Source organism: Cupriavidus sp. 10L43_2 (genome assembly GCF_056395265.1).
Window position 1 is genome coordinate 348,486 of the sequence record NZ_JBFTJE010000004.1, and the last position, 23,665, is coordinate 372,150.

At 64.8% G+C, this 23,665-nt stretch carries 20 protein-coding genes; 9 read left to right on the forward strand and 11 right to left on the reverse strand.

The features are described 5' to 3' along the window. Nucleotides 1–22 precede the first annotated feature (22 nt). The 8 genes from AC1DEL_RS08335 (at nucleotide 23) to AC1DEL_RS08370 (ending at nucleotide 9,639) form a co-directional block, all read left to right on the forward strand. Nucleotides 23–1,642 carry a methyl-accepting chemotaxis protein gene (locus AC1DEL_RS08335; RefSeq protein ID WP_092294496.1) on the forward strand — a complete coding sequence of 540 codons (1,620 nt, stop codon included), beginning with the start codon at nucleotides 23–25 and terminating at the stop codon, nucleotides 1,640–1,642. A gap of 30 nt (nucleotides 1,643–1,672) precedes the next feature. Continuing rightward, nucleotides 1,673–2,143, forward strand: a complete 471-nt coding sequence (locus tag AC1DEL_RS08340) for a chemotaxis protein CheW (RefSeq protein ID WP_441592845.1) — start codon at nucleotides 1,673–1,675, stop codon at nucleotides 2,141–2,143. Then, the gene (locus tag AC1DEL_RS08345) at nucleotides 2,140–3,423 is read left to right on the forward strand and encodes a CheR family methyltransferase (RefSeq protein WP_477144967.1); all 1,284 of its coding nucleotides are present in this window, start codon (nucleotides 2,140–2,142) and stop codon (nucleotides 3,421–3,423) included. The genes AC1DEL_RS08340 and AC1DEL_RS08345 overlap by 4 nt, the downstream gene beginning before the upstream one ends. Next, complete coding sequence (locus tag AC1DEL_RS08350) at nucleotides 3,416–4,096, forward strand: chemotaxis protein CheW (protein ID WP_477126398.1); 681 nt, start codon at nucleotides 3,416–3,418, stop codon at nucleotides 4,094–4,096. Before AC1DEL_RS08345 ends, AC1DEL_RS08350 begins: the two co-directional genes overlap by 8 nt. Next, on the forward strand, nucleotides 4,093–6,366 hold the full coding sequence (locus tag AC1DEL_RS08355; protein ID WP_477126399.1) for a response regulator: 2,274 nt from the start codon (nucleotides 4,093–4,095) through the stop codon (nucleotides 6,364–6,366). The genes AC1DEL_RS08350 and AC1DEL_RS08355 overlap by 4 nt, the downstream gene beginning before the upstream one ends. Beyond that, complete coding sequence (cheB, locus tag AC1DEL_RS08360; protein ID WP_441643781.1) at nucleotides 6,363–7,403, forward strand: chemotaxis response regulator protein-glutamate methylesterase; 1,041 nt, start codon at nucleotides 6,363–6,365, stop codon at nucleotides 7,401–7,403. Before AC1DEL_RS08355 ends, cheB begins: the two co-directional genes overlap by 4 nt. Nucleotides 7,404–7,405: 2 nt before the next feature. After that, nucleotides 7,406–8,440 carry a diguanylate cyclase domain-containing protein gene (locus tag AC1DEL_RS08365; protein ID WP_477105299.1) on the forward strand — a complete coding sequence of 345 codons (1,035 nt, stop codon included), beginning with the start codon at nucleotides 7,406–7,408 and terminating at the stop codon, nucleotides 8,438–8,440. 419 nt (nucleotides 8,441–8,859) lie between these two features. Further along, a complete protein-coding gene (locus tag AC1DEL_RS08370) occupies nucleotides 8,860–9,639 on the forward strand; it encodes a DUF4397 domain-containing protein (protein WP_092294484.1) in 780 nt (259 codons plus the stop codon). A 49-nt stretch (nucleotides 9,640–9,688) separates the two neighbouring features. Here the strand turns inward: AC1DEL_RS08370 and AC1DEL_RS08375 are convergent, their stop codons facing one another. The 4 genes from AC1DEL_RS08375 to AC1DEL_RS08390 form a co-directional block, all read right to left on the reverse strand. Then, the gene (locus AC1DEL_RS08375) at nucleotides 9,689–10,012 is read right to left on the reverse strand and encodes a helix-turn-helix transcriptional regulator (RefSeq protein WP_092294482.1); all 324 of its coding nucleotides are present in this window, start codon (nucleotides 10,010–10,012) and stop codon (nucleotides 9,689–9,691) included. A gap of 113 nt (nucleotides 10,013–10,125) precedes the next feature. Then, on the reverse strand, nucleotides 10,126–11,628 hold the full coding sequence (locus AC1DEL_RS08380; protein ID WP_092294480.1) for a tripartite tricarboxylate transporter permease: 1,503 nt from the start codon (nucleotides 11,626–11,628) through the stop codon (nucleotides 10,126–10,128). Nucleotides 11,629–11,641: 13 nt separating this feature from the next. After that, on the reverse strand, nucleotides 11,642–12,103 hold the full coding sequence (locus AC1DEL_RS08385) for a tripartite tricarboxylate transporter TctB family protein (protein ID WP_092294478.1): 462 nt from the start codon (nucleotides 12,101–12,103) through the stop codon (nucleotides 11,642–11,644). 411 nt (nucleotides 12,104–12,514) lie between these two features. Then, complete coding sequence (locus AC1DEL_RS08390; RefSeq protein ID WP_477105300.1) at nucleotides 12,515–13,972, reverse strand: MATE family efflux transporter; 1,458 nt, start codon at nucleotides 13,970–13,972, stop codon at nucleotides 12,515–12,517. A gap of 159 nt (nucleotides 13,973–14,131) precedes the next feature. Here AC1DEL_RS08390 and AC1DEL_RS08395 point away from each other — a divergent pair, with 159 nt between their 5' ends. Beyond that, entirely contained in the window at nucleotides 14,132–15,559 is a 1,428-nt protein-coding gene (locus tag AC1DEL_RS08395) for an NAD-dependent succinate-semialdehyde dehydrogenase (RefSeq protein WP_477126400.1), read from the forward strand. A gap of 52 nt (nucleotides 15,560–15,611) precedes the next feature. Here the strand turns inward: AC1DEL_RS08395 and AC1DEL_RS08400 are convergent, their stop codons facing one another. The 7 genes from AC1DEL_RS08400 to AC1DEL_RS08430 form a co-directional block, all read right to left on the reverse strand. Beyond that, a complete protein-coding gene (locus AC1DEL_RS08400; protein ID WP_477126401.1) occupies nucleotides 15,612–16,541 on the reverse strand; it encodes an XAC2610-related protein in 930 nt (309 codons plus the stop codon). Between the two features lies 1 nt (nucleotide 16,542). Next, nucleotides 16,543–18,675: a peptidase M23 gene (locus AC1DEL_RS08405; RefSeq protein WP_477126402.1), complete on the reverse strand. Its 2,133-nt coding sequence runs from the start codon at nucleotides 18,673–18,675 to the stop codon at nucleotides 16,543–16,545. Between the two features lie 210 nt (nucleotides 18,676–18,885). Continuing rightward, entirely contained in the window at nucleotides 18,886–19,239 is a 354-nt protein-coding gene (locus AC1DEL_RS08410) for a cytochrome C oxidase subunit IV family protein (protein WP_092294473.1), read from the reverse strand. 8 nt (nucleotides 19,240–19,247) lie between these two features. Continuing rightward, nucleotides 19,248–19,970, reverse strand: a complete 723-nt coding sequence (locus AC1DEL_RS08415) for a heme-copper oxidase subunit III family protein (protein WP_092294471.1) — start codon at nucleotides 19,968–19,970, stop codon at nucleotides 19,248–19,250. Between the two features lie 18 nt (nucleotides 19,971–19,988). Further along, nucleotides 19,989–20,657, reverse strand: coding sequence for a cytochrome c oxidase subunit 3 family protein (locus tag AC1DEL_RS08420; RefSeq protein WP_092294469.1), 669 nt, complete (start codon nucleotides 20,655–20,657; stop codon nucleotides 19,989–19,991). Further along, a complete protein-coding gene (gene ctaD, locus AC1DEL_RS08425; protein ID WP_092294467.1) occupies nucleotides 20,654–22,408 on the reverse strand; it encodes a cytochrome c oxidase subunit I in 1,755 nt (584 codons plus the stop codon). The genes AC1DEL_RS08420 and ctaD overlap by 4 nt, the downstream gene beginning before the upstream one ends. A gap of 19 nt (nucleotides 22,409–22,427) precedes the next feature. Beyond that, entirely contained in the window at nucleotides 22,428–23,612 is a 1,185-nt protein-coding gene (locus AC1DEL_RS08430; RefSeq protein ID WP_092294465.1) for a cytochrome c oxidase subunit II, read from the reverse strand. Between the last annotated feature and the right edge of the window lie 53 nt (nucleotides 23,613–23,665).

Genomic DNA, 23,665 nt, shown 5'->3' on the forward strand with positions numbered 1-23,665 from the left:
GCAGACCAACGCGGACCCGACCGTGAACAACTGGACCATTCGCTCGCGCATCCTGGCGAGTTTCAGCCTCATTCTCCTTGTCATGGCGCTGATGGGCGTGGTCGCCTATAACCGCCTGTCCGCCATCGAGCATGAAAGCGATGTCATGCGCAACGATGCCCTGCCCGGCCTGAACTACAGCGCGGGCATGCGCGGCATCTGGGGCGAGTTCTACGTGCTGGCCTGGCAGATCGTGACCACCGACGACGCCGGCGCGCGCAACCGCCTGCTGGCCCAGCACCAGGACGCCACCCAGCGTTTCCACCGCATGGAACAGCTGTATGAAGCATCCATCGTCCGCGGGGACGATCGAGCCCGTTTCGCGGCGTTCAAGGAACTTCACGCACGATACGACCAGGCTGCGCAACTTTACCTCGACCCGACCAAATGGCGCGACACCGCCACCGCCGAGACCGCCCTGCGCGGGCAGGCCCACGACGTCTGGCTCGACGGCCGCAAGGCGCTGCAATCCCTGGTCGACGACAACAACGCCATCGCGAGCGGCGCCGCCACCGACATCAGCAAGGCCGTGGATGGCGCCAAGAAGAGTATCGAGGTGGCGCTGACGCTGGCGGTGGTAGTGGCCGCGGTCTGCGGCTACCTGCTGCTGCGTTCGATTACCGTGCCGATGGGCGGCATCGTCTCGCTGCTGACCGGCATGCGCGGCGGCGACCTGCGCCAGCGCATGGCGCTGGGGCGGCGCGACGAATTCCTGGCCGTCGAGGAAGGCTTCAACCAGATGTCCGGCGAACTGACCACGCTGGTTGGGCAGGCGCAGCGCTCGGCGATCCAGGTCACCACGTCGGTCAACGAGATCGCCGCCACCGCCCGCCAGCAGCAGGCCACGGCCACCGAGACCGCCGCCACCACGACCCAGATCGGCGCTACCTCGCGCGAGATCTCGGCCACTTCGCGTGACCTCGTGCGGACAATGGGCGAAGTCTCCCATGCCGCCGAGCAGACCGCCGGGCTGGCGGGCACCGGGCAGGTCGGGCTGTCGCGCATGGAGGCGACCATGCACCATGTGATGGAGGCCGCCGGCTCGGTCAACGCCCGGCTGGCCACGCTCAACGAGCGCGCCGGCAATATCAATCAGGTGGTGACCACCATCGCCCGCGTGGCGGACCAGACCAATCTGCTGTCCCTGAACGCCGCCATCGAGGCCGAGAAGGCCGGCGAGTACGGGCGCGGCTTTTCCGTGGTGGCGACCGAGATCCGGCGTCTGGCGGACCAGACCGCCGTGGCCACCTACGATATCGAGCAGATGGTGCGCGAGATCCAGTCGGCCGTCTCGGCCGGGGTGATGGGCATGGACAAGTTCTCGGAGGAAGTGCGCCGGGGCATGTCCGAGGTGACCCAGGTGGGCGACCAGCTTTCCCAGATCATCGGCCAGGTGCAGTCGCTGGCGCCGCGCGTGCAGATGGTGAACGAGGGCATGCAGGCGCAGGCCGGCGGCGCCGAACAGATCAACCAGGCGCTGATGCAGCTGTCCGAAGCCGCGCAGCAGACCGTGGAGTCGCTGCGCCAGTCGAGCCAGGCCATCGACGAGCTGACCCTCGTGGCCAACGAACTGCGCAGCGGCGTCTCCCGCTTCAAGGTGTGAGCGCGGGCTCCGCGACGCGCATGTCCCGCCATGGCCCTCTTCCTGCTGTTCCGCATCGGTCCTGACCACTACGCGCTCGATACCGCCGAGGTGGCCGAGGTGCTGCCGCTGACCACGCTCAAGCAGATTCCGGGGGCGCCGGCATGGGTCGCCGGGCTGATGGTGCGTCATGGCCAGCCGGTGCCGGTGATCGACATCCCGGCGCTGGCCACGGGCACGCCCGCCGTGGCGCGCCGGAGCACGCGGACCGTGCTGGTGCATTATCGCCGCACAACCCACGACCAACCCGCCCGCCTGCTCGGCCTGCGGCTCGAATACGCCACGGAAACCCTGCGCGCCGATCCCGCCGCCTTCGTCGACGGCGGCATCGACCCTGCCCCGGTGCGCTACCTCGGGCCCGTGCTGCACGACGCGCGCGGCCTCGTGCAATGGGTGCGCGTGGGCGCGCTGCTGCCCGATGCCGTGCACGACCTGCTGTTTCCCGATCCAGCCCCGGCATGACCGACGCCCCGCACCCGCTCACGCCCATCGAGGTGTTGCTGAAAGAACGCATCGGGCTCGATGCGGGCGCCATCGGCGCCGGCACCATCGCGCGCGCCGTGCTGGAACGTCAGATCGCCGTGGGCGCCGCCGATCTCGGCAACTACTGGAACGTGCTGCACGCGGTGCCAGACGAGCTGCAGGCGCTGATCGAAGCCGTAGTGGTGCCCGAAACCTGGTTCTTCCGCCATCGTGAAGCGCTGCTGGCCATGGCGAGCTTTGCCGCCCACCGCATCTTCGGCGATGGTGTGCCGATGCTGCGCGTGCTGAGCGTGCCCTGCTCCACCGGCGAGGAGCCGTACTCCATCGTCATGGCGCTGCTGGACGCCGGCGTGCCGCCCGAACGGTTTCGCGTGGATGCCGTGGATGTCAGCGCCCGGGCGCTGGAGCGCGCGCGCGCCGGCCGCTATGGCAACAACGCGTTCCGGGGCCGGCCGCTGGACTTCCGCGAGCGCTACTTCGCGCCGGTGGCGGCGGGCTACCAGATTGCCGATGGCGTCCGGGCACAGGTCCGGCTGCTATCCGGGAATCTCCTCGACCCGTCGCTGCTCGCAGCCGAGCCGCCCTACCACGTGGTGTTCTGCCGCAACCTGCTGATCTATTTCGATCCGGATACGCAGCGCCGCGCGGCGCAGGCGCTGGTGCGCCTGGCGCGCCCGGACGGCCTGATCTTCGTCGGCCCGGCCGAAGCCAGCCTGCTGACGCGCGAAGGGCTCGCCGGCGCCGGGGTGCCGCTCGCCTTCGCCTTCCATCCCCACGCGGTGCGCCCGCCCGTGCGGGACGTGCCGGCGTCGTTGGCATCGGCCTTACCCCGTGCGCCGCTGCCGGCTTCCCCCGCCGCTCCCGCGCGCCGGCCCCAGCCGGCCCCCGCGTTGCGCGCCGCGCCGCCCGCCGCCACGCACGCGCGCCCGCCCGCGCAGCAAGCCGGCGGCGATGCGCTCGCGGAGATTGCTGCCATGGCTGACCGTGGCGATGTGGCCGACGCCACCGTCGCGTGCGAGCAATACCTGGCACAGCGCGGCCCATCCGCCAACGCCTACTGCCTGCTCGGCGTGCTGCACGACGCCGCCGGCCACGTCGCCGATGCGCATGCCGCCTACCGCAAGGCGGTGTACCTCGATCCCGGCCACGAGGAAGCCCTCTACCACCTTGCCGCCCTGCTCGATAGCGAGGGCGACGCCGGCGGTGCCGCGCGCCTGCGCGAACGCGCCCAACGTCACGCCCGCATGAGCCATGGTTGAAACCTCCGCCACCCTGCTGCCGAACCTTGCCGCCATCGACGATTGCTGGCGACGCATCGGCGTGTCCGGCGACGCCTCGTGCCCGCTGCTGGCGACGCATGTCCACTGCCGCAACTGCCCGACCTACGCGCAAGCCGCCACGGCGCTGCTCGACGCGCTGGCCGTCGACGACCTTGTGGATGCCGCCACGCTCGATCAACCTACCGGGAGTGCGTTCCATGTCGACCGTGCCGCAGGGCAGTCTTGCGTGGTCTTCCGCGTGGGCGATGAATGGCTCGCGCTGCCGACCGCCGTGCTCGGCGAAGTCACCGCGCCCGCGCCGATCCACTCGCTGCCGCACCGTCGCCACGCGGCGCTGGTTGGCGTGGCATCGGTGCGGGGGGCGCTGCTGACCTGCGTGTCGCTGGCGCTGCTGTTCGGCGGCACGGCGGCCGATCCCAGCCGCGCGGGACGGTTCCTGATGCTGGGCCAGGGGCGCAATGCCATTGCGCTGCCTGTGGCCGAAGTGGCAGGCGTGCAGCACGTGCCCCACGCCGCGCTGCTGCCGCTACCGGCTACGCTCGCCCGCGCCTCCGCGCACTACACGCGCGCCCTGTTCGAGCATGACGGCCACACGGTCGGCCTGCTCGATGCCGACCTGCTCCGGCAGGCGCTGTCGCGGAGCTTGTCATGAATCCCGAACAGCTCCGCGATGCCTCGATGCTCGAACTGTTCGCGCTGGAGGCGGACGCGCAGGCGGAAATCCTGAACGCGGGGCTGCTGGCGCTCGAACGCGAGCCTGCGGCGGCCACGCACCTGGAATCGTGCATGCGCGCCGCCCACTCGCTCAAGGGTGCAGCGCGCATCGTCGGGCTGGATGGCGGCGTGCGCGTGGCGCATGTGATGGAAGACTGCCTCGTCGCCGCGCAGCGTGGCGGCCTGCTGCTGACGCCGTCCCATATCGACGCCCTGCTGCAGGGCACCGACCTGCTGCAGCGGATCGGCCATCCCCCGGGCGGCGCGCTCGACTGGCCCGAGCGGGAAGGACTGGCCGAGATCGACGCCTGCGTCGCGCACCTCAACGCGCTGCTCGACGGCACTGAACTGGAGCCGGCCCCCGCGCGGATGCCGGCGGTATCCGCAGCAACGCCCGAGGTTCTTCCCCCCGAAGTCCCGCCCGCCCCTCAGGCCACGGCCGCCGCCGACCCGCAGGAACGCATGCTGCGCGTCAACGCGGACCGGCTGGACCGGCTGCTGGCCATGGCCGGCGAATCCATGGTGGAGACGCACTGGCTGCGCCCGTTCGGCGGCGCCATGCAGCAGGCGCGGCGCCAGCAAATGCGCGCGCTCCAGGCGCTGGAAGGCATCCAGGCCCTGCTGGCCAGTGCCGACGGTACCGTGCCACGGCTGCGCGCCGCGCTGGCCGAAGCGCGCCAGTTGCTTGAGGACAGCCACGGCCAGCTTTCGCAGCGCGTGGAGGAGATCGACCAGTACGATCATCGGGCGAGCCGGCTGTCGCGCCGGCTTTACGACACCGCGCTGTCCTGTCGCATGCGACCGCTCTCGGACGGCATCATGGGCTATTCGCGCATGGTGCGCGACCTCGGCCGCGCGCTCGGTAAGCCCGTGCATCTGGCGCTGGCGGGCGAACAAACCCAGGTGGACCGCGACATCCTCGAACAGCTCGACGCCCCGCTGGCCCACCTGCTGCGCAATGCGGTGGATCACGGCATCGAGCCGCCCGAAGTGCGCCGTGCCGCCGGCAAGCCCGAGGAAGGACGCATCTCGCTGCACGCACGCCATAACGCCGGGCGGCTTGTCATCGAGATCTTCGACGATGGGGCCGGCGTGGACTTCGGCGCGTTGCGCGAGGCCATCGTGCGCCGCAGCCTGGCGCAGCCCGAGACGGCGGCGCGGATGTCCGAGACGGAACTGCTCGAATTCCTGCTGCTGCCCGGCTTCAGCCTGCGCGAGACGGTGTCTCATGTCTCGGGGCGTGGCGTCGGGCTGGATGCGGTGCAGGACATGGTGCGCGCCGTGCGCGGCAGCCTGCGGCTCTCGCAGCAGCCCGGCAGCGGGCTCCACTTCCATCTCGAATTGCCGCTTACGCTGTCCGTCGTGCGCACGCTGCTGGTAGAAGTCGCCGGCGAAGCCTATGCCTTCCCGCTCGGGCACGTCATGCGTGCCGTGGCGGTGCGCCGGGACGAGATCGAGCAGGTGGAACAGCACCAGCACTTCCGCCATGACGGCCGGCCCGTAGGCCTCGTCAGCGCGGCGCAACTGCTGCAACGGCCCGAGACCGCCACCCCGGACGCCGACACCGTGCCAGTAGTCATCATCGGCGAGCAGGATCGCGTCTACGGCATTGCCGTGGACCGCCTGCTGGGTGAACGCATGCTGGTGGTGCAGCCGCTGGCGCAGGCGCTGGGCAAGATCAAGGACATCGCGGCGGGCAGCCTGACCGACGACGGCACGCCCGTCCTGATCTTCGATGTCGAGGACATGCTGCGCTCGGTCGAGAAACTCGTGTCGGATGGCCGGATCGAGCGCGTGCGCCAGGCCGGCGCCGGCACTGCCGACGTCCGCCGCAAGCGGGTGCTGGTGGTCGACGATTCCCTGACCGTGCGCGAACTGGAGCGCAAGCTGCTGGCCGGGCGTGGCTACGATGTGGCCGTGGCCGTGGACGGCATGGATGGCTGGAACGTCCTGCGCGCGGAGCCCTTCGACCTCGTCATCACGGACGTGGACATGCCGCGCATGGACGGCATCGAACTGGTCACCCGCATCCGCGAGGAGCCGCGCCTGCGGCAGTTGCCGGTGATGATCGTGTCGTACAAGGACCGCGAGCAGGATCGCGAACGCGGGTTGCAGGCTGGCGCGGACTATTATCTGGCCAAGGGCAGTTTCCATGACACGGCGTTGCTGGACGCCGTGCTGGATCTCATCGGCGAGGCACGTGCATGAAGATCGGTATCGTCAATGATTCTTCGCTGGCCGTGGCGGCGCTGCGGCGCGCCATCGCGCTCGATGCCACGCACGAGATCATCTGGGTGGCCGGCGATGGCGAGCAGGCCATACGCATGGCGGCCACGCAAACGCCCGACCTGATCCTGATGGACCTGCTGATGCCGGTCATGGATGGCGTGGAAGCCACACGGCGCATCATGGCCGCCACGCCGTGCGCGATCGTCGTGGTGACGATGGACCTCGGGCGCAACGCGGACCAGGTGTTCGCCGCGATGGGTCACGGCGCGATCGATGCGGTGGACACGCCCACCCTGACCGAACCGGACGCGCAACTCGCGGCGGGGCCGCTGCTGCGCAAGCTCCGCAACATCGCCCGGCTGCTGAATGGCCGCGCCATCGCATCGCATTCCCTGACTGCCGCCACGCCTACGCCGGCCGCGCCCCGCCTGGTGGCGATTGGCGCCTCGGCAGGCGGGCCGGCTGCACTGGCCACGTTGCTGGGCGCGCTGCCGGCTGACTTCGGCGCGGCGGTGGTCGCCGTGCAGCACGTGGACGAGGCGTTCGCGCCCGGCATGGCCGAGTGGCTCAACGCCCAGTGCGCGCTGCCGGTGGGCATCGCGCGCGCCGGCGAGCGGCCGCGAATCGGCACCGTGGTCCTGGCGGGCACGAACGATCATCTGCGGTTGATACATGCCGCGCGGATGGCCTACACCCCGGAGCCGGGCGATTACCTGTACCGGCCTTCCATCGACGTGTTCTTCGAATCGGTGGTGGAGCACTGGCGCGGCGAGGCGGTCGGCGTGCTGCTCACCGGCATGGGCCGCGACGGTGCCCTCGGCCTCAAGGCGATGCGCGACCGTGGCTACCTCACCATTGCGCAGGACCAGGCCACCAGCGCGGTGTACGGCATGCCCAAGGCGGCTGCGGCGCTGGACGCCGCCGTCGAGATCCTGCCGCTGCCGCGGATTGCCGCGCGGCTGGTGAAGGCGTGCGGCGGCGGCCACCAGAACAAGAACAAAGCACAGGATGCATGAAAATGCCAAGACCTAAACCTCAAGCCGATGCGGCGGCAAATAGCGCGAACAGCACAAAAGGCGCCAACAACGAATACATGGCGATGGTGCTGCTGGTCGACGACCAGGCCATCATCGGCGAAGCGGTGCGCCGCGCGCTGGCCGGCGAGCCCGACATCGACTTCCACTACTGCGCGCAGCCGGACGAGGCCGTGGCCGTGGCGGAGCGCACGCAGCCAACCGTCATCCTGCAGGACCTGGTGATGCCGGGCACCGACGGCCTGACGCTTGTGCGGCGCTATCGGGAGAACCCGGGCACGCGCGACATCCCCATCATCGTGCTCTCCACCAAGGAAGAGGCGACGATGAAGAGCGCCGCGTTCGCGGCTGGCGCCAACGACTATCTCGTGAAGCTGCCGGACACCATAGAACTCGTGGCGCGCATCCGCTATCACTCGCGCTCCTACCTGAACCTGTTGCAGCGCGACGAAGCGTATCGGGCACTCCGGCAGAGCCAGCAGCAGTTGCTCGAAACCAACCTCGAACTGCAGCGGCTGACCAACTCCGACGGCCTGACCGGGCTCTCGAACCGCCGCTATTTCGACGAGTACCTCGGCGCCGAGTGGCGGCGCGCACAGCGCGAGCAGACGCAACTCGCACTGCTGATGATCGACGTGGATGCCTTCAAGGCCTACAACGACACCTACGGCCACGTGGCCGGCGACGAGGTGCTGCGCCGCGTGGCGGGCGTGATCCGCGACAACTGCGCGCGGCCGGCTGACCTGCCCGCGCGTTTTGGGGGCGAGGAGTTCTCGATGATCCTGCCGGCCACCTCGGCGGGCGGTGCAAGGTTGCTCGCGGAGAAGGTGCGGCGCGCGATCGAGTCGCTGCAGATTCCGCACAGCGGGTCGCCCACCAGTGGCGTGGTGACCATCAGCATCGGCGGCGCGGTGATCGTGCCCGATGAAACTGGCGATGCCAGCCGCCTCGTGCAGGCAGCGGATACCGGCCTCTATCAGGCCAAGCGCAATGGCCGCAATCAGGTCGTGATGGTGTAAGTATTTCCCGCGCGCGGCACCGCGCCGCGCGCCACCCCTCTTGCCCCACGGCCGACAACGCCTAGCGCCGTGTAAGAACTACCTCACCCTTTTGGACCACGTGCCGCGCCATGTCTTCGCGCGGCATTCCCCATGCTCGATGCGCGCGACACAACGTGTACTTGTATCAGCTTTGTAACCGAACTGTGGGAATTCTCCGACATTGATATCGGAGTCGCCCGGCTGTCTCCCCTCTCCCCGCATGTCTATCGTTGCATCAGGCAAGCGCATTCACGCACGGCTGCCAGCAGCAACAGTAACGATTGCCCGCGCGGCACGCCACCATCGCCATTCGAGAGAGCACCGGCGCATTGGGTCGGTGTGAGGTCTTGTGCGTGTCGCGCGCCCCAATGATCCCAACGTAAAAGAGGTGAAGAACCATGGAAATCAAGCGGAACATCATTCTGGGCCTGGCGCTCGCGACCACGGCAGTCCTGGCAGCGTGCGGTGGCGGCGATGACGGCATCGACGACCGCGTGGGCCTGAGCAAGCCCTCGGTGCGCGTCATCCACGCCGTGACGGCCGGCCCCAACGTCGACGTGCTGCAGAACGGCGCGCTGACCTCGCTGAGGAACATCCCCTACAAGACAGTCTCGGGCTATTTCAACGTCGAGGAAGGTAATAACCTGTTCGCGTTCAACCTGGCCAACACGTCCACGCAGATCGGTGCGACCACGGTTTCGGCGCACACCGGCCACAAGTACACCGTGGTGGCGCTGCCTGGCACAACGGCCGCCGACGTGCTGCAGATCGACGATCCGTACGGCAAGGGCCTGCTGGACACCTCCGCCCGGATTCGTGGTCTGAACGCCTCGATCAATGCGCAGAACGTGGACATGTACCTGACCACGCCGGCGCAGGACATCGCCGCCGTGAACCCGACGATCGCCGCCATCAGCTATAAGAATGCGGTGCCGGCTTCGGGTCAGGATTCGATCTATGTGGATGGCGGCACCTATCGCCTGCGCGTGACCGCGGCCGGTACCAAGACCGTGATCTTCGATTCGGGCGCGCTGACCGTGAACAAGAACGACGACTGGCTGATTACCACGATCCCGGCCGACGGCTTCGGTGCCGTGGTGCCGAACAAGATCAAGGTCCTGGTGGCACAGAGCAGCACGAGCAACGCCACGGCGCAGGAACTGGTCAGCCAGCAGTAAGCCCCGCTACATAGCAAGAGCCCTCTCCTCGGGCCAGGACGCCGCCGCTTCAGGCGGCGTCTTTCTTTTGCGCGTGGTTGCCGGCGCCCGGCAGGTCGGACTTGAGTACGTCGAGGTGCGAGAGGTACGCGTCCAGTTCGGCGCGACCGCTGTCGGTGATGGTATAGACGCGGCCGTTACCTTCCACGAGTTCCGCCGTGATCGAGCGAGCGATCATCAGGCTGCGCAGAATGGGCCGCAGTGCGCGGATGTTCTTGTCGATGCCGCGCTCGCGCAGCCGCTCCATCAGACTGAAGACGGTAGAGGGGCTGGCCTGGACGAGCTTGAGGATGTAGAGCCGGGAAACGACCCGGTCGAGCGAAGGCGTGATCATGGGCGCAGTCGCTTTGGAAAGTCCTTAAAAAAACGGGGTGCACGAGGCACCCCGAAAGCTTGCGTTGTGTGCCCGGCAAAAGCCGGTGTTGCTCAGGGGAGCGCCACGGAGCGCTATTCCTCCTGGAACGCTTCCTCGCGCTTGGCCTTGATCGACGGCAGTGCCACCACGGCCACCAGTGCGGCAGCAGCAATCAGCAGGCCCATCGACAGCGGGCGCGTCACGAATACGGTGAAGTCACCACGCGACAGCAGCAGCGAGCGGCGGAAGTTCTCTTCCATCATCGGTCCCAGCACGAAGCCGAGCAGCAGCGGGGCCGGTTCGCACTTGAGTTTCAGGAACAGATAGCCGATCACGCCGAAGCCAGCCGCCATGAACACGTCGAACGTCTGGTTGTTGACCGAGTACACGCCAATGCCGCAGAACACGAGAATCGCGGGGTACAGGAAGCGATACGGCACGGTCAGCAGCTTCACCCAGATACCGATCATCGGCAGGTTCAGGATGATCAGCATCAGGTTACCGATCCACATCGAGGCGATCAGGCCCCAGAACAGCGCCGGGTTGCTGGTCATCACCTGCGGGCCGGGCTGGATGTTGTGGATGGTCATCGCGCCCACCATCAGCGCCATCACGGCGTTAGGCGGAATGCCCAGCGTCAGCAGCGGGATGAAGGACGTCTGTGCCGCGGCGTTATTGGCCGATTCCGGACCCGCCACGCCTTCGATGGCGCCCTTGCCGAATTCATGCGCGTACTTCGAGGTCTTCTTCTCGAGCGAGTAAGCCGCGAACGAAGCCAGTGCCGCACCGCCGCCGGGGAGAATACCCAGCGCCGAACCCAGGGCCGTGCCACGCAGCACCGCCGGGATCATGCGTCGGAAGTCTTCCTTGGTCGGGAACAGGTTCGTCACCTTGTTCGTGAACGTCTCGCGGGCTTCCTTCTGTTCCAGGTTCGCGATGATTTCCGCGAAGCCGAACATACCCATGGCCAGTGCGACGAAGTCGATGCCGTCGGTCAGCTCAGGCACGTCGAACGAGAAGCGCGCGGCACCCGAGTTCACGTCGGTACCGATCAGGCCCAGCAGCAGACCCAGCACGATCATCGACACGGCCTTCGGCAGCGAGCCCGAGGCCAGCACCACGGCACCGATCAGGCCCAGCACCATCAGCGAGAAGTACTCGGCGGGGCCGAACTTGAATGCCAGTTCCGACAGCGGCGTTGCGAAAGCCGCCAGAATCAGCGTAGCCACGCAACCAGCGAAGAACGAACCGAGACCGGCAGTGGCCAGCGCCACGCCAGCACGGCCGCGCCGCGCCATCTGATAGCCATCGATGGTGGTCACCACCGACGACGACTCACCGGGCAGGTTCACCAGAATGGCGGTGGTGGAACCGCCGTACTGGGCGCCGTAGTAAATACCAGCCAGCATGATCAGCGCAGCCACCGGGGGCAGCGTGTACGTGACCGGCAGCAGCATGGCGATGGTGGCGAGAGGGCCGAGGCCCGGCAGCACGCCAATCAGCGTCCCCAGCACGCACCCGAGGAAGGCGTACGCGAGGTTCTGCAGGGACAATGCCGTGGAGAAGCCCAGGGCAAGGTGATCGAACAATTCCATTTGGACGGGCTCCTTAGCCGGTAATGAAGGCAGGCCACACCGGCATCTGCAGGTTGATGCCGTACACGAACGCGCCCAGGCTGATCAGCACGAGCACCACGCCGTTCAGGAGTGCGCCCTTCCAGCTGAACTCATGGCTCGCCATCGACGAGACCAGCACCAGCACAAAGACCGACAACACCATGCCGAGCGGCTTGAGCAACAGGCCGAACAGCACCACGGAACCGAGAATCCACAACAGCGTCTTGAGGTCCCAGCGCGCGAGCTGGTCGTCTTCGCCCTTCGTCGAGAGCGAACCCACCGTCACGATCGCGCCCAGCAGGGCGAGCACGAGTCCGAGCAGGAACGGAAAATATCCTGGCCCCATCTTCGCCGCCGTTCCCATGGAATAGCCGCGCGCGACGAAGGAAAAGCCCAGGCCGACCAGGACGAACATCAGGCCGGAGGCAAAGTCCTTTTGGCTGCGTATGCGCAAAATGAATCTCCTCAAAGTGGTGAAAATCGGTACCGCGCGGCCGCCGGCTCTGGCGCCCGCACTGCGGATGCATGACAGGCAAAGCATCCGATGCGACGGAGCGAACAGTAGAGACGCGATCTTTCAGGCGCCTTTCATTTGTCTGGCTTCAGGGTAATTCCTGATTCCGTTATCAGAAGTGGGCCGACTCCAATACATCATGTTGTGATGTATTTAACCGATATGATCGACAACGCGTGAAAGTCAACTGAAAGGCTGGGCGAAAGGGGACTGAAAGCAAAGAACGCCGCATGAAGCGGCGTTCTGATATTTGGGGAAGGCGTGGCTTTCGAATGCCTTACATTGCTGCACCGCGGCGCGCGCGGCGACTCAAATGTCTCTCAGGTGAAAGCGCACCCACCTGTCATCCGATCACCGCGCGGGCGCCGTTGTGGTATCGGCGTCTTCGCAAGGCGTGCCCATGCTGGTATCGGGCGCGAGGCCGACGGCCTCCGCATGCGGCTCGGCAGGCATGATGTGGCTGCGCTTCCAGTTGCCGAAGCGGTAGTAGGCAAAGGCCAGCGCCACGGACACGATCGAACCAACCGGGAAGCTCCACCAGATCGACTCCGCGCCGATATGCGGCTCCAGCAGCCATGCGAACGGCAGCCGTATCCCCCACATCGACACGAACAGGATGACGAGCGGCGCCATGACCGCCCCGGTGGCGCGCACCGTGCCGAACACGACGATGGTGAAGCCGAACAGGATGAACGACCACAGCACCACGCGGTTGATGTGCTGGGCGATGCCGATTGCCGTGCTGTCATCGCCCAGGAAGATGCCAAGCGAATGCCGGTTGAACAGGTAGATCAGCCCCACAATCGCCCCGGTCATCACCAGATTGAACAGCAGACCCATGCGCGTGATACGGGCCACGCGCGGCCATAGGCCCGCACCGACATTCTGCGCGACCATCGACGACACGCTGGCGCCTACGGCCAGGGCCGGCATCTGCACGTAAGTCCACAACTGAGAGGCCACCCCGTAGGCCGCCGTGGTCTGCGAGCCATAGGTATTGACCAGCGACATCATGACAATCGCGGACGATGAGATCACCACCATCTGCAGGCCCATCGGCAAGCCCTTCGCCACCAGCGCACGGAGAATTGCCGGATCGGGCCACAGCAGCGCCAGTTGCTCCTTGTGCAGCAGCAGGAAATGGCGTCGCCGGTACAGCACCGCGATCATCGCCACGAGGCTCACCAGCTGGGCGATCAGCGTAGCCAGCGCGGAGCCTGCGATGCCGAGCGCCGGCAACGGCCCGACGCCAAAGATCAGCACCGGGTTCAGCACCACGTCGAGCACCACCGACAACAGCATGAAATAGAACGGCGTGCGCGAGTCCCCTGCCCCGCGCAGCGTCATCATCACGAAGTTGTAGAAGTACATGAACGGCAGCGCCACGAAGATGATGCGCAGGTAGATCACCGCCAGTGGCGCGGCATCGTCGGGCGTATGCATCGCCGCGAGGATGTGTGGCGTGAAGACGAAACCGAGCACCGCCGCCAGGATCGACAGGCCCACGAAGAACGTCGTGCCGGTGCCGACCACGCGGCGCGCTTCGTCGATATTCCGGGCGCCCACGGCCTGGCCAATCATGATCGTGTTGGCCATGCTGATGCCGAACACCACGCCAAGCAGGAAGAACAGGATGATATTGGCGTTGGACGTGGCCGTCAGCGCGGCCTCGCCGAGGTAGCGGCCCACCCAGACCGAGTTGATCGACGCGTTCAACGACTGAAGGATGTTGCTGCCCAGCACGGGCAGCGAGAACAGCAACAGCGTGCGGCCGATCGGGCCCGTGGTCAGTCTGGCGTCTGGCTTCATGGAGGGCGGTTGGGACGATATGCGGCATCTCGGGTCCGCCAGTCTAGCGTGGATTCCCGCGGGCAAGTGGCCGATTATCGGCCACTACGACCCCGTGCGCGTTCCGGTCCGACGCGTTAAGCTTGCGGTTTCTCGACCCGACCGACTCAGGAGACACGCATGTACCAGGATCTCGCCCTCTATATTGATGGGGAATTCATCAAGGGAGGCGACCGGCGCGAGCAGGATGTCATCAACCCGGCGACCCAGGAAGTCCTTGGCAAGCTGCCCCACGCCACGCGCGGCGACCTTGATCGCGCCCTGGCCGCGGCGCAGCGCGCTTTCGAGACGTGGAAGAAGACCTCGCCGCTGGAGCGCTCCGCGATCCTGCGCCGCGTGGCAGAACTGACGCGTCAGCGCGCCAAGGAAATCGGCCGCGACATCACGCTGGACCAGGGCAAACCGCTGGCCGAGGCCGTGGGCGAAGTGATGATCTGCGCCGAGCACGCCGAATGGCATGCCGAGGAAGCCCGCCGGATCTACGGCCGCGTGATTCCGCCGCGCAACCCGGCCGTGCGCCAGATCGTCGTGCGGGAGCCGATTGGCGTCTGCGCCGCCTTCACGCCGTGGAACTTTCCGTTCAACCAGGCCATCCGCAAGATCGTGGCGGCGCTGGGCGCCGGCTGCACGCTGATCCTGAAAGGCCCGGAGGATTCGCCGAGTGCCGTAGTGGCGCTGGCGCGCCTGTTCCATGACGCCGGCCTGCCCCCGGGCGTGCTGAACATCGTCTGGGGCGTGCCGAGCGAGGTGTCGACCTACCTGATCGAATCGCCGATCGTGCGCAAGATCTCGTTCACGGGCTCCGTGCCGGTGGGCAAGCAGCTGGCCGCGCTGGCCGGCGCGCATATGAAGCGTGTGACGATGGAACTGGGCGGTCACTCGCCAGTGCTCGTCTTCGACGATGCCGACATCGAACCGGCCGCCGAGATGCTGGCGCGCTTCAAGCTGCGCAACGCCGGCCAGGTGTGCGTCTCCCCGACGCGCTTCTACGTCCAGGAAAAAGCCTACGACAAGTTCCTGGCGCGCTTCACCGAGGTCATCGGTTCGATCAAGGTCGGCAACGGCCTCGACGATGGCACGCAAATGGGCCCGCTCGCACACAAGCGGCGCATCGCATCGATGGAACAGTTCCTCGACGATGCCAACCACCGCGGCGGCAAGATCGTGGCCGGCGGCGCACGCATCGGCGACAAGGGCTTCTTCTTCGCCCCGACCGTGGTGACGGACCTGCCCGACGACGCCAAGCTGATGGTGGACGAGCCGTTCGGCCCGGTAGCGCCGGTCACGCGCTTCAAGGACGCCGAGGAAGTCCTGCGCCGCGCCAACAGCCTGCCCTTCGGCCTGGCCTCGTACGTCTTCACCAACTCGCTGAAGACGGCCCACCTGGTCTCCAACGGCCTGGAAGCCGGCATGGTCAACATCAACCACTTCGGCATGGCCCTGTCCGAAACACCGTTCGGCGGCATCAAGGACTCCGGCATCGGCAGCGAAGGCGGGATGGAGACGTTCGACGGGTATCTGGTGACGAAGTTTATTACGCAGGTTTAAGGCGCCTCGGGGCCAGACTCGCACAGTTCCATGCTGCGATGTCTGGCCATCGCTATTTCTGCGCATGTCCGCCTGGCGTCTTCGGCAGGCGAGTCATACAAGACATCGGCGTATTGTCGCTCCAGTGGGTGCTAAGTAACCGGCGGCGCCTCAGATCCCTCCGAACGTTGATAAAAGTATCTCCACAGCGGGACAGCGCCTCTTCGAAGGTCTTCTGGCCTGGCGTGTACAGAAAGATCCTATAGATCTTGTGTACTCCCATGCCATCGTCCAGATGCCAGATGGCAAAATCTTGGTGCCCATCGAAATTGAAATCCGCAACCTCGATATGAAGCGGGAGTTCGCTAGAAGGGAGCGTGAGGCTGCCACTTCCCGAGCCGGCGATCATCCCTATGGATTCTATGATCTGGTGAATTCTCTCAATTTTTTCCTCCGTACGTTGCTCCTGCACACCACCGCGTCCGGGTGGGCGCTCTAGTTCCGCAGAAATAAATACTGATAGTCGCGTTGGGGTTGAAATCGAAGCTGCCGCAGCGAAATAGCATACGGCAGGATGGCGCACACTGTTCTCGAACTCCTCACACAGGACCGACGTGGCCTCATGGACATCAAATCTCCCCAAAGTTACTGGGGCTGTGGCATAGGCCCATCCGAAGCTACCTTCGACGAAGACCATTCGATCCTCTGGAAGCGCGCCCAACTGCGCCTTGCTTTCTTTCGACAGGTCACCATATTTGAGGAATCCATTGGATTCAGCCACAGCATCCAACGCGCTCTCAAGGAAGCAGGCTGTGACCTCCACCGATCCGGCAGGTATTACAACGCAAATTGCCTCATCAGCGCGAGCGAAAATCTGGGAGTGACCGGGGATTTTAACTATAGTCTTTCCCGGCAGGCTAACCACAGTCTCGTTTGCGCTGACGCCGCCGAATGAAAACAACAAAATAGCGGCGATGGCAATGAATACTAGGGAGTTCCTCATATCAATCCATCAACAAAACAGCAATTCGGCGAGTTTGCATGATCCGCTCGCGCAGGCCGTTCGGTTCGCCTTGCCTATTCAGCCCGTTAATCGCACGCGAAATCTTGAAGACTGCGCTATCCGAGATGCCCCCCTCTTCCACTGTGGAATTGATTGATTGATATCGATTCGAAGCTGCACCGGCCGTCCAATACCACCCGCCAGCATCAATGCAATCAGAGGCATTGTTACTGATCTGCTGAGGATTATCGATAATTGGTGGGCGCCTCTTCTTTACCGCCCACCAATACGAATCGAATGATGCCGATTTTAGCCAGCCTCGGTACACCCAGTATTTGGAGTAATTCTCCCTTCCCGTGAGCTGCTTATAGCCCCGCCCGCGATACTTTCTCCCATCATCGCCTTCGACGTTCCCCAATCGTTTGTCAAGATACTCGAAGTATGTATCATCAGTATTATTGTAATATCCGTCGACTTCGGATTGAAGGCTCGCGGTAAAATACTTAGAGGATGCCTCCATCATGCGCGCCAAGAAATTCGATTCGATCGCGCCTTGCGCCATAAAATGAACAGCGCGCGTTGGAGTACGAATCAAGTACTTCCGCATCACCTGATTCAGTGCCGCACCGTATTTGGCACGCAATTTCTCTGGATCTGGAGTTTCTTTTTGGTTATATAGGCTGTCCGGATAAATCCGACTGAATTCCTTCGGCGATATCCAGAGGCATTTCCTGAAATGCCGGATGAATGCCAGCGGATGGAAGAACCACAACTTCTCCGTGGTGGTGGGCGGCAGCCCGGTCTTGTCCCAGAATTGAACCTTGCCGAGGAACGCCATGAACCGGTCATATTCCGCCTTGGCACGTGCATAGAACTCCCCTGGCTCCTCTAGCTTCCGATATCGCGCCTCATTATTCGATCCATCCCACTCCGACGGCATCTCGCACACCAGCCCTCGCAGCCTTTCCCTAACCCCCTTCCCCATCTGTACGTAGTAGCGCAATGCCTTGTTTGCGGAGCATCCAACATACGGGTTATGGTCGGAATTCCTGTCTTTCAGCAGCGTCTTGAGTGCCTCGATATCGCAAAGCCCATCCTGCGCGAAAGGCCCTGTGCCTTCGCTCACCTTTTCCCAGCCCATGAAACTAGGGAAGTCCGCGTCGGATAGTTTCTGGATGCTCGCGTTGTGAATATCGATGTACCCCTGCTTGTCCGAATCGAACGCAACGCGGAACCATGTCACCCGATTTCCGGCCGCCAACGTTTCAGGCCGGCTAAGAATGCGGCCGAAGCGCAAAAGCTCATAGCCGTCGCTGGGGCAGGCCGGGTACAGGGCACAAGCACGTGCGTACATGTCGTACTCGTAGCCTTTTTCGAGAATTGGTTGCACTGTCAGCAGCGTGCGCTGCCCCCCTGCGTCATCGCGCCATACACGTGTCAGTTTCTGCCCACCCCGGAACTTCACCTCGATATAGAGCTTCCGATCGGTCGCTGCAGTACCCTGCAGGGGCGGAAACTCAATGCCATTTAGCTTGTTTTCAATCGTGCCGGGGGGCTGTGCCAGGACTGGCAGCCCAGCCGGAATGACGTAATAGCTATCGCCCCAATAATCCGTCGAGGCAGGCGTAGAAGGCGTGGCGCGCCCCAGTTGAGTCCCGTTGAAGTACCCCTCGAAATCCGCCCGGGTCATGAATATCTCGAAGTGCAGGTACTTGTCTCCGTTGCACTGACCCATCCAGCCCAGAATATCCTTGCGGGAGACCTTTCTACCCTCGCCAGACGCTACGCTGGTCGGCATGCGTAGCCACTCCGGCAAGTCCTTCGGGTTGCAATTGCCGCCGTAGCCGCCCAAATGGCGCAGGTGCATGTAGAGCGAATAGAACCGCAGCTTGCGGTTTTCACCAGTCTCCGTTTCGTGCCGTAAGAGCACGAAGCCGAGATCGCAGTCTTTGACTGTCCCATCGGGTCCATCCAGGTGCTGGCAGACGCGATAGGCCACCACTTCGCCATCGGCAATCGCGCGAACGGCCTCGTTCTGGCTTCTGGATGTGATGTGGCAGCCGCCGTGCCAGCGCCGGTCGACACTGATGGGATAGATAAGATCAAACTGTTCTCCTGCGTCCGCGAGATCCATGACGTCCACTGGCGCGTCAGTTTGGTTAGTGGCGGAAGAGCTAGGGAGAAACGGAGGACTGATTAGCATAAGCCGCAGAGCAGTAAGCCGATAGGAATCGGCATACTAGAAGCGGCGAGTGGGGCACCACAATCGCAGTTTTCCGAAATCTGCCTGGTGCAAGAGCATTTCAACCAAGCTCAGTTAGGTACGGCGCCAAGGTGCCCTTCCCTACTTGAAAAACACCCCCCGCGTCAGGAACGTGTAGTCGGCCTCTTCCGCCATCAGCCATACCAGCACCAGCAGGCACAGCGGCGGCAGCAGGATGGCGCAGATCAGTGCCATGCGCTCCCACGCCATGTGCATGAACACGGCGACGATCAGCCCCGCCTTCAGCCCCATGAAGATCAGGATCAGCGCCCAGCGCAGGAAGCCTTGCACGTGGAAGTAGTCCACCATGTACGACATCGTGGACAGGATGAACAACAGGATCCAGACCTTCAGGTACAGGCCGATCGGATGGGCCTGCCCGCCATGCGACGAGGGTTCGATGGCCGGATCGGGAGCGGTGGGAGTCGATGCCATGGCCAGCCTCACCAGAGATAGAACAGCGCGAAGATAAAGACCCAGACCAGGTCCACGAAGTGCCAGTACAGCCCGGCGATCTCCACGGGCTGGTAGTTGCCCGTCACGTCGTAGTGCCCCTGCCGCACCTTGTTGGCGATGACGAGCAGGTAGATCACACCACACGACACGTGAAAGCCGTGGAAGCCGGTAATCATGAAGAACGTCGATCCGAACTGCGCCGCGCCCATCGGGTTGCCCCACGGCCGCACGCCTTCGTGGATCAGCTTCGACCATTCGAACGCCTGCATGCCGACGAACGATGCTCCGAGGAGCGCCGTGGCCAGCATCAACATTGCGCACTCGCGGCGCTGGCGCCGGTAGGCGAAGTTGACGGCCATCGCCATGGTGCCGCTACTCGTGATCAGCACGAACGTCATGATGGCGATCAGGATCAGCGGCACTTGCCGGCCGGCAATCTCCAGCGCGAACACCTCGCTCGGATTGGGCCACGGCACCGTCGTCGACATCCGCACGGTCATGTAGCCGGTCAGGAAGCAACTGAAGATGAAGGTGTCGGACAGCAGGAAGATCCACATCATGGCCTTGCCCCACGACACCTTGAAGGCCATCTGGTCCGATGACCAGTCCGCGAGCAGGCCCTTCATGCCGGACGGCAGATGGTCCGCCATGCCGTGCGCCGGCGGCGTGGGTGAAGTCGGCGATGTGGGCGACGAAACTTGCGAGGTCATCGGTATTCCCCCTCTCCGCTAGGCGGTGCCGCAGATGTAGCGAACGATCTCGGGCGTCAGCCAGCCCAGCGCCCCTAGCAACACAATCCACAGCGCCAGCAGGAAATGCCAGTACCGGGTGCACAGGCCGATACGCGTCACGGTGCGCGTGCCGCTGCCGCGATCCATCGCCACGTACGCGAACGCGACCAGCCCGCCCACCACGTGCAGGCCATGCATGGCCGTGAGCAGGTAGAAGAAGCTGCCGGCCGGATTATTGGCCGGCACCACGTGCAGCGCGTACAGCGCCTGCCAGGCCCAGAGCTGCGACGCCACAAAGGCCGCAGCGCCAAGACCGCCCAGGCGCAGTGCCCTGCGCGCCCGCTCCATCTGACCGGCCCGCGCGGCACGCGTGGAAACCTGCATCGCCACGCTGGCTGCAGCCAGCAGTCCCGTGGACAGCCACACCTGCCAGGGCAGCGCCACGCGATGCCAGTCCGGGCTATCCATCCGCATTGCAAAGGCGACGAGAAACAGCGAGAACAGCGACGTAACGACACCAATAAACGCCCACAGGCCAACGCTGCCGGGCGCGCGCACCTCGCGGTCGTGCATGGCGCCGCCCCCGCCGGGGCCGCCGTTCGGCCCCTCGCGTGAGACCCGGAACACGCCTGACGGCGCTTGCGTGGCGATCGATTCGGCGTTCATGCCACGGCCCCCTTGCTTTCGTATGGCTCGGGCTCATGCCCACCGGCCTCAGGCGGCGCGTTCTGGGCGATGAAGTCCTCGGGCGCGTCCGGCACGCTGTATGCATAAGCCCAGCGATAGACCACCGGCTGGTGCGGCCCCCAGTTGCCATGCACGGGTGGCGTCTCCGGCGTCTGCCATTCCAGCGATGCCGCGCGCCAGGGATTCGAGCCGGAGGGCCGTCCGTGCCGCACGCTCCATGCGAGATTGAAGACGAACAGCAACTGTGCGAAGGCCACCACGAACGCGGCGATCGAGATATACATATTCATCACGTGCGCCGACTCGGGAATGAAGCTGTAGTTGTCGAACGCGTAGTAGCGGCGCGGCATGCCCAGCACGCCCAGGTAGTGCATTGGGAAGAAGATGGCGTAGGTGCCGATGAAGGTGACCCAGAAGTGGATATGGCCCAGCGTGTCGTTGAGCATGCGCCCGGTCACCTTGGGATACCAGTGATAGAGGCCGCCAAACACCACCAGGATCGGCGACACGCCCATCACCATGTGGAAGTGCGCGACCACGAAATAGGTGTTGGACAGCGGGATGTCCACGCTGACATTGCCGAGGAACAGGCCGGTCAGCCCGCCGATCACGAAGGTGCTGATAAAGGCAATCGCAAACAGCATCGGCACCGAGAAGTGGATATCGCCGCGCCACAGCGTGATGACCCAGTTGTAGACCTTGATGGCCGTCGGCACCGCGATGATCAGCGTGGTCGTGGCGAAGAAGAAGCCGAAGTACGGATTCATGCCGCTGACGAACATATGGTGCGCCCACACCACCACGGAAAGCAGGCCGATGGCGAGGATGGCCCACACCATCGTGCGATAGCCGAAGATGCTCTTGCGCGAATGCACGCTGACGAGGTCCGAGACGATGCCGAAGGCCGGCAGCGCCACGATATAGACCTCGGGATGCCCGAAGAACCAGAACAGGTGCTGGAACAGCAACGGGCTGCCGCCCTTGTAGTCGAGCTGCTGCCCCATCGACACCATCGCCGGCATGAAGAAACTCGTGTGCAGCGTCTTGTCGAGCAACATCATCACGCCCGAGACGAACAGCGCCGGAAACGCCAGCAGCGCGAGGATGGTCGCCATGAAGATGCCCCACACGGCGAGCGGCATGCGCAGCAGCGTCATGCCCTCGGTGCGCGCCTGGAGCACGGTGGTCACGTAGTTCAGGCCGCCCATCGTGGCCGCGACGATGAAGATCAGCAGCGACACCAGCATCAGGATGATGCCCCAGTCATAGCCAGGCGTGCCGGGCAGGATGGCCTGCGGCGGGTAAAGCGTCCAGCCTGCACCTGTGGGCCCGCCCGGCACGAAGAAGCTCGCCAGCAGCACGATCACCGACAGGAAATAGACCCAGAAGCTGAGCATGTTGAGGAAGGGGAACACCATGTCACGCGCGCCCACCATCAACGGGATCAGGTAGTTGCCAAAGCCACCCAGGAACAGCGCCGTCAGCAGGTAGATCACCATGATCATGCCGTGCATGGTGACGAACTGGTAATAGCGGTTGGCGTCGATGAAATCGAACTTGCCCGGGAAGCCCAGCTGCATCCGCATGAGGTTGGACAGCGCGACGCCGACCAGCCCCACGATGATCGCGACGATGGTGTACTGCACCGCGATCACCTTGTGGTCCTGGCTCCAGATGTAGCGCGCCCCGAAGGTTTGCGGGCCGTGGTGGGCATCATCGGCGTAAGCCATCTCATCCTCCTCCCGCGCGTTACTTGCCCGCCTGCGGCGCGGCGGCCGCGCCGCTGCCGAGCGAACGGATATAGGCGGTCAGCGCGGCGATTTCCGCATCGGTCACCGGCAATGGCGGCATCAGCGGCCCGAAACCCTTGACCAGCCGCGCGTGCGGATCGACGATCTCGGTCTTCAGGAACGCGTCATCCACCGAGGCACTGCTGCCATCGGCAAACGTCTGCGTGCTGCCGTACAGCCCCTTCCACGTCGGCCCCACGCCGGGCTTGCCGTCCACGCTGTGGCACGCCACGCAGCCCTTGCTCTGCGCCAGCGCGCGGCCCTGCTCGACGAGGTCGGTGCCGGAGGCCACCGTGGTCTCCGGCGTGGGCGTTGCCGCCGTGCCCGGCGCCGCGGCGATCGGCGGCGCGGTCTTGGCCATCGTCATCGCGAAGGTCTGCTGCTTGGCGAGCCACGCGTCGAACGAAGCCTGATCCTCCACGACCATGTGGCCGCGCATGTTGTAGTGCCCCACGCCACACAGCTGCGCGCAGAGGATGTCGAACTTGCCGACCTGCGTTGGCGTGAACCAGAACGAGGTGACCATGCCCGGCACCATGTTCATGCGCGCGCGAATCGGCGGTACGTAGAAATCGTGCAGCACATCCTTCGAGCGCAGCAGCACCTTCACCGGCCGGTTCAGCGGCAGATGCACCTCGGGCCCCACCACCACGATGTTGTCCTGCCCGCGCGGATCGTCCGGGTTGATCCCGAGCGGATTGGACGCCGTGACGAAGCGCGCATCGGATGTACCGAGTTGCCCGCTCTTCCCGGGAAAGCGAAATGCCCATTGCCACTGCTGGCCTACCACCTCCACCACCATCGCGTCGCGCGGCGGCCGCACGTAGTCGGCGTAGACGATCAGCCCCGGCGCCAGCATCGCAATGATGCCGATGCCCGTGAGCCCGATCAGCCATAGCTCCAGCTTGCGGTTCTCCGGCTGATAGGCGGCGCGATGCCCCTCGCGATGGCGGTAGCGCCACACGATGTAGCCGACGAACAGGTTGATGACGATGAAGAGAAAGCCCGTGATGACCAGCGTAATGGTCAACGTATCGTCCATCTGTTTCCAGTTGGACGCGAGCGGCGTCGCCCACCACGGGCTCACGAAATGAAAGAGCACCGAAGCAACGACGATGACGACGAGTGCGATGGCTATCGCCATATCCACCCTCCTCCACGCGGAGGCAGTACCGCGAGGGATGCGCAGGTCACGCA